General features: G+C 69.3%; 8 protein-coding genes. 6 read left to right on the forward strand and 2 right to left on the reverse strand.

Annotated elements, in window-relative coordinates; all coding sequences use genetic code 11:
- The first annotated feature begins 166 nt into the window (after nt 1-166).
- Together IPH07_37430 and IPH07_37435 are read left to right on the forward strand one after the other, a co-directional pair.
- Complete coding sequence (locus IPH07_37430) at nt 167-2,491, forward strand: AAA family ATPase (GenBank protein MBK6923131.1); 2,325 nt, start codon at nt 167-169, stop codon at nt 2,489-2,491.
- A gap of 112 nt (nt 2,492-2,603) precedes the next feature.
- Nucleotides 2,604-3,218 carry a hypothetical protein gene (locus IPH07_37435; protein MBK6923132.1) on the forward strand — a complete coding sequence of 205 codons (615 nt, stop codon included), beginning with the start codon at nt 2,604-2,606 and terminating at the stop codon, nt 3,216-3,218.
- Nucleotides 3,219-3,297: 79 nt separating this feature from the next.
- Here IPH07_37435 and IPH07_37440 read toward each other — a convergent pair whose 3' ends face one another.
- Nucleotides 3,298-4,215, reverse strand: a complete 918-nt coding sequence (locus tag IPH07_37440) for a hypothetical protein (protein MBK6923133.1) — start codon at nt 4,213-4,215, stop codon at nt 3,298-3,300.
- A 257-nt stretch (nt 4,216-4,472) separates the two neighbouring features.
- Between IPH07_37440 and IPH07_37445 the strand changes: the two genes are divergently transcribed.
- The 3 genes from IPH07_37445 (at nt 4,473) to IPH07_37455 (ending at nt 8,983) form a co-directional block, all read left to right on the forward strand.
- Nucleotides 4,473-5,585 carry a hypothetical protein gene (locus tag IPH07_37445; protein MBK6923134.1) on the forward strand — a complete coding sequence of 371 codons (1,113 nt, stop codon included), beginning with the start codon at nt 4,473-4,475 and terminating at the stop codon, nt 5,583-5,585.
- A 311-nt stretch (nt 5,586-5,896) separates the two neighbouring features.
- Nucleotides 5,897-7,618: a DUF1592 domain-containing protein gene (locus IPH07_37450; protein ID MBK6923135.1), complete on the forward strand. Its 1,722-nt coding sequence runs from the start codon at nt 5,897-5,899 to the stop codon at nt 7,616-7,618.
- 30 nt (nt 7,619-7,648) lie between these two features.
- The gene (locus tag IPH07_37455; protein ID MBK6923136.1) at nt 7,649-8,983 is read left to right on the forward strand and encodes a DUF1552 domain-containing protein; all 1,335 of its coding nucleotides are present in this window, start codon (nt 7,649-7,651) and stop codon (nt 8,981-8,983) included.
- 14 nt (nt 8,984-8,997) lie between these two features.
- Here the strand turns inward: IPH07_37455 and IPH07_37460 are convergent, their stop codons facing one another.
- Entirely contained in the window at nt 8,998-10,341 is a 1,344-nt protein-coding gene (locus IPH07_37460; GenBank protein ID MBK6923137.1) for a hypothetical protein, read from the reverse strand.
- 65 nt (nt 10,342-10,406) lie between these two features.
- Between IPH07_37460 and IPH07_37465 the strand changes: the two genes are divergently transcribed.
- A complete protein-coding gene (locus IPH07_37465; protein MBK6923138.1) occupies nt 10,407-10,991 on the forward strand; it encodes an FHA domain-containing protein in 585 nt (194 codons plus the stop codon).
- Nucleotides 10,992-10,994: the final 3 nt, after the last annotated feature.

Raw genomic sequence — 10,994 nt, forward strand, 5'->3', positions numbered from 1 at the left:
GCGTGGTGAGGGCGGGTCTGCCACGATGGTCGATCGCGTTGCGGTCGTCGCGACGCGATCGATCGTTCGCGCCGAGGGCGCTCGCATGACGGCGTGAGGGCGTGCACAACCTCACTGGCCCGTAGCAGTCGCAAGCCGACCGCAGTTTTGCTATGCGATAGCACTTATGTCCGACGATGGCGCAATCGAGCGCGCGAGACCGGATCTGACGCAGCTGTCGGAGACAGGGCGCCAGATCGTCCACGACGAGCTCCGCCTCCTCGAGCAGGTCCGGGCCCGCATCGCCCGTGATGCCGAGATCGACCCGGACAAGATCGAGGACCTGGACGCGCAGCTCATCGAGCTGCGCGATGCGATTGCGGAGGCCAAGGAGGAGGACGTCCCGTCGCTCATCGACCAGATGCACCAGGTCGCCGCCCTCAGTCGCAAGCGCGGGCAGGGCCGCAGTCTGCCGGTCGACCCCAACAATCCCTACTTCGGTCACCTGCGCCTGCGCGAGGGACGGACGGGCAACGTGCGCGACGTGCTGGTCGGCCGCAACACGCTGCTCGACAACGGCGACGGGGTCACGATCGTCGATTGGCGCAACGCGCCGGTCAGCCGCCTCTACTACCGCTACGAAGAGGACGACGACTACGAAGAGGAGTTCGACGAGCGCACGCTCGAGGGCAAGATCCTCGTGCGCCGCAGCCTGGCGGTGCAGGACGGCTCGCTGCGTCGCGTCGCATCACCGCAGGGCACCTTCATGATCGACGGCCGCGCGTGCTTTCGCGAGGCCCAAGGCAGCGCCAAGCCGACGCTCGCTGGCGGTGCGGGCTCGGCCATCCGCGTGCCGCAGAATCAACTCGGCGTTCACGGCGACGACTCGCCGGCGCGCGCCGACAAGCACCTGCAGGAGATCACGGCGCTCATCGATCGCCAGCAGTTCGATCTCATCACGCGACCCGAGTCGGGCATCGTGCTGATCCAGGGTGGTGCCGGCTCCGGCAAGACCACCGTCGCGCTGCACCGCGTGGCCTACCTCGCGTTCCAGGACGCGCAGCGCTTTGCGCCCAGCTCGATGATGATCGTGGTCTACAACGACGGCCTGGTCGAGTACGTGCGACACGTGTTGCCTTCGCTGGGTGTCGAAGGCGTCAACGTGACCACCTACCGCAAGTGGTCGGCGGGTCTGCTCGCGAAGATCAAGCTGCGCATCGATCAACGCTACACCGGGGCCACACCGGATCCGGTGCAGCGCTTCAAGAAGCACGCCCTGATCCTGAAGATGTGCGACGACCTCGTGCGCGAGCAGCTCGACGAGATCCGCGCGCAGCTGGTCGAACGACTCGACGAGCGGGCCGGCGCGGAGGTGCTGCGCACGTGGGATGCGTCGTCGCAGATGCCGCCGGTGATCCGCGCCGAGCGACTCGTGAAGTGGCTCGCCGATGGGCGCGGCGCCGAGCTGCCACCCAAGGTGAAGGCGGCCGCCGGCACCGTGGCCCGGGCCGCGCGTGAGCAGCTGCGCGACTTCGTCGGCGACTGGCTCGAGCTCAACACCACCGAGAAGCGCATCCGCGCCGCGATCCACGAGCACGCTCCGGGCGAGTGGACCGACGGCGACATCGGCACGATCGTGCGCTGGTGCGCCCGCAAGGCCGATCTCGAGGTCGATCACCCGGATCAAGCCGTGCCCGAGGGCGCGGGGCTCGATGCCGAGGACGACGCGATCCTGCTGCGCCTGATGCAGCTCAAGTACGGCGGCCTGTTCGTGGGCGGCCGTCGCATCGAGTACGAGCACATCGTGATCGACGAGGCGCAGGACCTGTGTCCGCTCGAGGTCCGTGTGCTGCTCGATTGTGCGAGCAAGGGCAAGAGCGTGACGATCGCGGGCGACCGCGCGCAGAAGATGGTGTTCGACAACGGGTTCGTCGACTGGCCGCAGCTGCTCGGTGACGCCGGGCTGCCGCACGTCGAGATCCAGCCGCTCAAGATCACCTACCGCTCGACGCGGCAGATCATGGAGTTCTCGCGGTACGTGCTGGGCGCGCTCGCCGATGAGGAGCAGGTCGTCGCCCGCGATGGCGCCGACGTCAGCTACTTCGAGTTCACCGACACCGGTGAGGCGGTCGCGTTCCTGGGCGAAGCGCTGCGCACGTTGATGCACCGCGAGCCCAACGCCTCGGTGGCGTTGATCTCTCGCTACCCGCAGCAGGCCGACGTCTACTACGAGGCGCTGCGGGTGTCCGAGGTGCCGCGCCTGCGTCGCGTGCGACGCGAGGACTTCACCTTCACCGCTGGCATCGACGTCACCGACGTGCGTCAGGTGAAGGGCCTCGAGTTCGACTACGTGGTCCTGCTCGAGCCGACCCGCGCAAACTACCCCGATCAGGTGCAGTCGCGACACCTGCTGCACATCGGGGCGACACGCGCGGCCTTCCAGCTGTGGCTGCTCGGTGTCGGGCAACGCAGCGCGCTGGTGCCGGACGTGCTCGCGAACGAGCAGCCGTAGCGCTGGGAAACCCCGCGCGAGGAGAGTCACGGGCGCAGGGCCACCGCGGGGCCTGCGTTCCGTGCAACATGGCGCCGCGCGACCCGTCTGGTCGCGGAGGTTCGAAACACGAATGAAGATCCGTACCCTCTGTGTGGTGTCGCTCCTGGGGCTCTCGCTGTCTGTCGCGTGCGACAGCAAGAAGGACGAGAAGAAGGCCGAGGACAAGAAGGCCGAGAGCAAGGACGCCAAGAAGCCCGAGGAGAAGAAGGCCGAGGGTGGTGGCGGCGCTGACAAGGTCGATGCTGCCGCCAAGGCCGAGCCCGCGAAGGACGAGCCCGCGAAGGCCGAGCCGGCCGCCGCTGGCAAGCTCGCGCTCGACAAGCTGGGCCTCACCGCCAGCGCGCCGGCCGAGACCACCGTCAGCGATGGCATCGGTGGCAAGGGCGCGATGATCATGGGCCCCGGCCTGGTCGTGAGCGTCGAGGAAGCCTCGGAGACCCGCCCGAAGGACGTCGCCGCGGCCAAGAAGGACGCGGAGATGTACACGCCGCAGAACCTCAAGGACGAGAAGCTCGACGACGGTTGGGTCGTCACCTTCGACAACAAGGGCGACATGGGCGCGAACTACTTCGTGAACGTTCGTCGTGACATCGCCGGCAAGTCGATCTGGTGCGAGACCACCGTGGCCTCGCCCGAGCAGGCCGCGACCGCGCTCGACTTCTGCAAGAGCCTCGCAGCGAAGTAGTTCGGAGGCAGGCGGGCCGGCGCGGTCGCAAGCGATCGCGCCGGTGGTCCGCGTGGTGCCGGTGTCCGCCCGATGGCCCTCAGCGCAGGTCGGGATGGGCAGCGGCGCCCCAGATGCCAGCCGGGTCGATGCCGACCACCGCGCTCGCACCGGTCGTCGGGTCCATGACCCACATCGTGCCGAGCTGATCGAACAACCATAGCGACCCGTTCGCCGCCGCGGCGCCGTACAGGCCAGTGCTGGCGGGCAACACGGCGACCTCACCGAGGAGCTTCCCGGTGGCGGCCTCGATCGCGACGACGACGTCGCCAGACGCACTCGGGCTGGTGAACACGGTCAGGCCGTTGGCCGCGGTCGCGATGTCGCCGCGCGATTCGTAGGGGCTCACGCCTGCGATCTCTTCGAGCGTGAGCTCGGGGCCCCGCAGCCGTCCGACCGTCCACGTCGAGCCGGCCAGCGCCACCAGCGTGTCGTCGTCGGTCTCGATGGTGCCCTCGGGCAGCATCGCCAGCGAATTGGCCGGCAGATCGCCGAGCGCCCAGCAAGTCGCGCTCACGGGGTCGCACACGTGCAGCACGGCGTTCGAGATCGCATACAACACGCCGAAGCGATCGATGGCGATGTCGACGACCTGCCCGTCGGGCCCCTCGGGGAAGCGGAACTCGTTGATGAAGACCGGCACCGGGTCGAGCGGGTCGAGCCACGACAGCGTCGCCGCCGAATGCACGTAGATCACGTCGGGTGCGGCGCGACCCGGGCGATCGGGATCGGTCGGAAAGGGATCGTCGCGATCGGGGATGCCGTCGCCGTCGCAGTCGATCTCGTGGCTGTCGAGGTCGCAGCCCGGCGGTGGCTCGCCGGTGGTCGCTGCGATCGACGTGCTCGCGTCGCCGTCGTCACCGTCGTCGCCCTGCACCACGCGGGGGTCGATGAACACCGGCCCGCGACCGCAGGCGGTCGCGAGCACGAGCGCGGGGAGACGCCAAGGTGCACGCATCGGCGCCACAGTCTACGCGTCGGGGCCCAGCGCGGGGGCCCGATGGAGAATCGATCGCGGCCGCGTCGGCGCCCGTCACAAGTGCAGCTGTGGCGGTCTCGATGGGTGTGTCGGGACGCCAAGGCGCCGCCCCGATGATGCGAGAGCCGGGCATGTCGCTCGGACCCGCGTCCAAGGATGAGCTCCCCATGTCCCCGGCTCCCGCGTGAGCCGGTCGATGCGCGCCGACGCGAAAGCAACACGCCATGACGACTCCCATGAATCGATCCAACTTCGGACTCCGCGCGATGCTCGGTGCACTCGCACTCTCGATCGCTGCGCCAGCCGTGGCGACCCCACGGTCCGCGCAGGCGGCCCCGGCCATCGACAGCGCCCCGCGCTCGAGCGCCACCAACGTCGGGCCGGCAACCAGGCGCGTCGCATCGATCCCGAAGAAGATGCGGCTCACGATGGCGCTGACCTACAAGGTCACCACCGATCTCAGCGAGAACTGGGCCGGTCCGATCGGCAACAATACGGAGGACGAGATCTACTACATGCTGTCGGGCTCGGCGGCCGTCAACGGCGTCAGCAAGGCGTTCATCGCCGGTGAGGTGCGCCCGCCCGGCGCTCGCGACATCTGGGAGATGGGCCCCAACAGCAACAAGACGCTCGTGCGCACCTTGTTCGAGGGTGATCTCTCCGCGCTCGACACCGCGGTGCTGACGGTCGCGATCGCCGAGCAGGACAACGCCCAGCTGAACTCGTTCAAGGAAATCCTCGGCGACCTGATCCAATACGCCGGAGATGCGATCGAGAAGGAGCTCGGGACCGAAGGCACCTACGACGCGTTCAAGGGCAGCACGAAGGAGAAGATGATCCAGGACGCCGTCGGCCTGCTGAAGACCCTGGGTGACCGCAAGGACCAGACCATCGGCGTCGCCGTGCTGACCGCGAAGGGCACGCACCTGACGGCAAAGACCGATGCCGGCATGTACTCGACGATCGCGAGCGCCAGCGACAAGGAGGTCAAGGTGAAGATGACCGGCTTCAACGGCTCATACGTCGCGCACTTCCGTCTGGTCGCCGCCGACAGCGAGCCACGTCCGGCGTCGGCGCTGTTCCTCAGCAACGAGCGCGACTCGTGCAACGCGCCGCAGAAGCTGTTGGTCGACAGCAAGCAGGGCAAGATCAGCGTTGCGCCCGGCCAGAGCTGGACCGACATCCACGTGAAGAACCGTCGCTTCGACTGGTGGTGCGACGGCGACCTCGAGCACACCACGGCGCCCGATCCGACCAACCTCGTGCAGGCGCGCCGGGCCTCGTCGGGCGGCGCGATCGACTGGAAGTGCTTCTACGAGAGCACGCCGGGGCCGGACCGCAGCTTCTGAGTTCCGGATGAACGCGAAGCGTTCACCCGCGACAAAGGCAAGGAGCCAAGCGATGGACCTTCCCATTGCTTGGTAGCCGTACGTGCACGCGGCGCGGTCCACTCGCTCCAACGCGGTGGCCGGTCGCGGTGCACCGAGGGTGCGCCTCGGGTCTCAGGCCCTGAGATCGGGGGCGCATCCTTCGTCTGCGCGGTGACACCAGTGGCAGCCGACACGCCCTTGGTGTCGGTCGATCGACCGATGCGGGAATCGTCGCCGAAGCGGTCGCATGGCCGATACTGCCGCGCACGGACCGGGCCTAGCATCACAGCATGCCCCGTCTGCTCGGATGCCCGCTCGCCTTGCTCGCGCTGCTCGCTGCGCCCGCGTGCTACACGGGGCTGGGCCCGGCGGGCTCGGGCGACGCCGAGGCCACGGCGGCTGGCGGCGACGGCTCGAGCGATGGCGGTGGCGCCGAGGGTGGGGCCAGTGACACTGGCACGGGCGAGCCCGATCGGCCCGATCCCGCGATCGGCGATCTCCACACCGCGATCGGCGTGCGACGCCTGTCGAAGTTCGAGTACGGCAACACCGTGCGCGACCTGCTCGGCGTCGTCGGAGCCGAGCAGGGCCTCGCCGACGAGCAGAAGGTCGAGTACCTGTCGAACAATGCCCACGCCAAGCAGCTCGGGCTGGCGGAGCTCGAGACCTTCTCGCGCGCCGCGGAGCAGGCTGCCGCAGCTGCGGTTCCGATGATGTCGCTCGCGCCGGGCTGTACGCCCGCGACGGCCGACGCCGCCTGCGTCGATGCTTGGCTGCCGAGCTTCTTGCGCCGTAGCTTTCGTCGCCCCGTCACCGCCGACGAGATCGCGCGGTATGGCGGACTCTTCGACGCGCGCGTCGCCGCCGGCGATGCGCCCGCGGATGCGGTCGCGCTCGTCCTCGAGGCCGTGTTGATGTCGCCGCACTTTCTCTACCGCCCCGAGCTCGGCACCGCCGGCCCCGGGCAGGAGGGCCCGCTGGCGCCCTACGAGGTCGCAAGCCGCCTGAGCTACCTGCTGTGGGGGACGATGCCCGACGACGCGCTGCTCGACGCCGCCGACGCTGACACCCTCGCCGACGCCGAACAGATCGCACAGCAGGCCGAGCGCATGCTCGTGGATCCCCGCGCCCAGGACGGTGTGGTGCGCTTCGTGTCCGAGTGGCTCGGCACCGACGGCGCGCAGGTGGTCAAGAAGGCCGCCGAGGTCACCGCGGGGCTGCCGGCCACGCTGCAGCAGGACCTCGAGCAGGAGACCCGCCGCTTCGTCTACGACGCGATGCTCGGCAAGTCACCGTCGCTGACGACCCTGCTGACCTCGAGCTCGAGCTTCGCCAACGAGACCGTCGCGTCGATCTATGGCGTCGAGGGCGTCAGTGGGCCGGAGTTCCGCGCGGTCGAGCTGGACCCCGACACCCGGCGCGGCATCCTCACGCAGCCGCTGCTGCTGGCCGCGCACACCAAGGAGTCGGGCTTCTCGGTGGTGCAGATGGGCCGCTTCGTCCGCGAGCGACTGCTGTGTCAGGAGGTACCGCCGCCCCCGCCCAACGTCGACACCACGCTCGACGACACGCCCGAGAGCGCGGGCCTGACCTACCGCGAGCACCTCACGCAGCTCACCGGCGAGGGCTCGTGCAACGCCTGTCACAAGCTGCTCAACGCGCCGGGCTTCGCATACATGGGCTTCGACGCGATCGGTCGCGTGATGACCGAGGATCTGCTCGGTCGACCGCTCGATACCCACGGCACCCTGACGGCGCTCGACGGCGTCGATGTCGAGTTCGACGACCTCGCGGGGATGGTCGACGCCATCGCCGACTCGCAGGCGGTGCGGGGCTGCTTCGCGCGGCGTTACCTCGAGTACGCCTTTGGACGCACGCTCGCGCCCGAGGACGTCGCGCTCTACCACCGACTCGCCGCCGGCCTCGAGGCCGGCGACGGCGAGTTCCCCGCCTTCGTCGCAGCGCTGGTGCTGTCCGACGAGTTCGCGCGCACGGGCCCGTTCGCCGAGTAGACGCCGCAGCCACGAGGAGCTCGAGACACCATGGCCAACCTGAAGATCGCCCGTCGCACCGTGTTCACCGCCGGCCCGCTCGCGCTGTTGCTCGCCGGCATCGAGCGTCGCGTCACCGCAGCGCCCGAGGACGCGCCACGCCGCTTCGTCACGTTGTTCACACCCAACGGCCTCAACTACACCGACGCCGGCCCGTCCGGCGGTGAGAGTGACTTCAGCTTCGGTGACTACTACGACGCCTTCGAGCCCCATCGCGCCGATCTGATCGCGTTCTCGCAGCAGCACATCGGCGGCGTGCCCTACGGCACCAGCACCGAGACCGGCCACCGCTCCGGCGGCATGGGCTGCCTCACCTGCACGTGCGATGAAGGCACCGGCTATGCCACCGGCCCTTCGATCGATCAGTTCATCGCGCGGCGGCTGTTCGAGCAGGGCGACGCGCCGGTGCTGCGCGCCCCCGTGTTCAGCATCGGCGCCAGCGGGGTCTCGAGCTACGCCCACAGCCACTACGAGTCCGCCGGCGAGGGCGTGCCGCTGGTGAACGACCCGGTCGCTGCCTACGGCAGCCTCTTCAGCGATCTCGACGCCGACGCGGCCGCGCTACTCATCGCACGCAAGAAGAGCGTACTCGACGTGTCCTACGGCGAGTGCAAGGGCTACATCGGCGCGCTGCCCAGCGAGGGCCGCACGTTGGTGGACTACCACTGCGAGCGCATCCGCGAGCTCGAGCAGAACCTGCAGGTCTTCAACTGCGTGCCGCCGGCCGATGCGCTGGCGCAGGTCTCGGGGCTCGACCACGACGATCCCAACAACTACCCGGTGCTCACCGACTTCTTCTGGCAGATGATGGAGACCGCGCTGTTGTGCGATGCCACGCGGGTCGCGAGCCTGTCGTTCGGCAACACCGCGTTCCGGTTCTCGATGCCGTGGCTCGACGCGCCGCTCATCCCCGAGGTCAACACCGGCGAGCAGAACGTCCGCGATCATCACTCGCACACCCACGCGGGCACGCGCGAGACGGTGGGGCTGTTCATGCGCTGGTACGCCCAGAAGATCGCGGAGTTCATCACCCGCCTCGGCGCCGTGCAGCCCGACGGCTCGCGGCTGCTCGACACCACCACGGTGCTGTTGGTCAGCGAGTACGGCTCACCCGGTGGTGCGCACTCGAACAGCGGCTGCGCGAGCTTCGTGTTCGGCAGCGCGGGGGGCCAGTTCGCCACCGGTCGTCACTTCGCGCTGGGCGACGACGCGGCCAACACCCACGCGCTGATGGTCTCGCTGATCCAGGCCATGGGTGTGGTCGACGTCGACCAGTTCGGCCACCCTGGCGGCGGCTCGGGCCGGCTCGACGCGATGTTCGCGTGAGCCGTCGGCGGGCGTCACTCCCAGCAAGCGACGGTGCGGATCGGCGCGCGCATCTCGAAGTCGAGCTCGACCAGCTGCTCGGGCGGCGTCATGAACACGTCCTCGGGCCAGACCACGTCCCAGCACAGCGCGAAGTAGGCCGAGGCCTCGATCACGAGGTTGATGGAGTCCACCGATCCGGCCCACGACAATCCCTGGGAGCCGGGGATGCAGCCGCCGTTGGGCCCCGGGTTCGAGCACCCGGGTACCGGCGCCGACACGATCTCGCAGATGTTCTCGCGCGCGCGTGTGCGACGGAACGTGATGTCTCGGCCGAACGGAAAGCACGAGAAGCTGCCGTTGGTCATGCGGATCGCGTCGACATCTTCGACCAGACCACCGTGGTGCTGGCCGGAGATCTGTGTGAAGTGGACGCCGTAGCCGAACTCCGCGTTGTTGCCGTCGAGCATTCCGCGGCGCACGATGCTGTCGGAGCTGGCCTCGATCTCGATGAGATCACCGGGCCGCGCGGTGTCGAGCGGGTTCTCGCAGGAGAAGTCCTCGAGCAACGCGCCGTCGCTCTCCGCCAGGCGCACGCAGGCGGCCTCGCCGGGGCCGCGGACGTCGTGGACCTCGATGAACGAGAGCTGCGCGCCGGGGGTGTTCTCGAGGTCGATACCGCTGGCGCCCCGCACTGCGCGAACGTGCTCCAACACGACGCGCTCGCTGTCGCTGCCGACCACGTTGGCCTGGTTGCTGTCGCCGTGCGGGCCGCTCGCGGGTGCGCCATCGTGGATGACCACGACGTTGCGGACCTCGAGGTCGTGGGCGTCGCGGAACACCAGGCCGGGGTCGTCGCGGTGGTGCAGCTCGCAGTTGCGCACCACCACGCCCTCGAAGCCTTCGATGCTGATCGCCGGCTCGCCGTCGCTGACGATCCGCAGGCCCTCGATGATCTGGCCGTCCGCGCTGGCGACGACCGGTGGGCTGTCGCGCAGGCCGTCGACGCAGGGATCGACGGGGATGCCACCGGTGCTCGAGCCGCTGCTGACCTCACCGACCGTCGAGGTGCTGCCGTCGCCGGCGGTGCTCGAGGTCGCAGCGCCGCTCGGGTCGGTGCTCTCGCCCTCGGCCGTACCATCGGGCGGCACGCAGCGTCCGGCGTGCTCGCGCCGCGCGTGATCGCCATAGCGACGCTGCGATGCGCAGGCGTCGTCGCTGAAGCTGCACTCGCCCGAGGCTTCGCAGAACCCCGCGCGCCCGTCGAGGTGACACTGTGCGGCGTCGCTGCACGCGAACGTGCGGTGGCACGCGGGCAATGCCGCGAGGAGCACGATCGCGCCGGTTGCGCCCCATGCTCGATTCGAGTCGCGCACCACCGTGCGCGATCGTAGGCCCGCGGCGGCCGCGGCTGTCAAGCGGGCGAGTGCTACGCTCCATGGGGGTGGCCGAGGATCCGACGCAGACGCGACAGGTCGAGCCCCTGCCGGCGCAGCCGCGTATGGTCCACCTCGACGTGCAACTCGAGGGTGCACCGTCGCGACGTGTCGCCGTCACGGGTGACGCGCTGGTGATTGGTCGCAGCCGCGAGTCGGATCTGCAGCTCGACGTCGAAGGGGTGTCGCGCAAACACGCGCGCATCAGTCGGACCGGCGATCGTGGCTACAACCTGGTCGACCTCGGTGCCAAGAACGGCACATTCCTCAACGGCGAGCGCGTGGACGTGGCGATGCTGCACCACGGCGATCGCATCCAGATCGCGACCGCGGAGCTCGTCGTGCGCTTCGACGACGTTGCGGCCCCGGCGATGGCCGCACCGGCGCGTCCGGTCCATGCGACCCTGTCGGCCCGTGAGTGGGAGGTCGCCGAGGCCGTGGCCGAGGGCCTGACGAACGCCGAGATCGCTGCCCGCCTCGGCATCAGTCGCCGCACCGTCGCCACGCACCTGGAGCGGATCTTCGAGCGACTCGAGCTGCATTCTCGTGCCGCACTTGCCCACTGCGTGGCGCTCGAGCGCGGCCGCGGTTGATCC

The sequence above is a fragment of the Deltaproteobacteria bacterium genome, assembly GCA_016709225.1.
In the GTDB taxonomy this organism is placed as follows: domain Bacteria; phylum Myxococcota_A; class Polyangia; order Nannocystales; family Nannocystaceae; genus Xiheibacterium; species Xiheibacterium phototrophicum.

Coding starts and splice junctions, on each gene's coding strand:
- IPH07_37430 (MBK6923131.1), top strand. CDS start 167: ATGTCCGACGATGGCGCAATCGAGCGCGCGAGACCGGATCTGACGCAG.
- IPH07_37445 (MBK6923134.1), top strand. CDS start 4,473: ATGAATCGATCCAACTTCGGACTCCGCGCGATGCTCGGTGCACTCGCA.
- IPH07_37435 (MBK6923132.1), top strand. CDS start 2,604: ATGAAGATCCGTACCCTCTGTGTGGTGTCGCTCCTGGGGCTCTCGCTG.
- IPH07_37450 (MBK6923135.1), top strand. CDS start 5,897: ATGCCCCGTCTGCTCGGATGCCCGCTCGCCTTGCTCGCGCTGCTCGCT.
- IPH07_37440 (MBK6923133.1), bottom strand. CDS start 4,215: ATGCGTGCACCTTGGCGTCTCCCCGCGCTCGTGCTCGCGACCGCCTGC.
- IPH07_37455 (MBK6923136.1), top strand. CDS start 7,649: ATGGCCAACCTGAAGATCGCCCGTCGCACCGTGTTCACCGCCGGCCCG.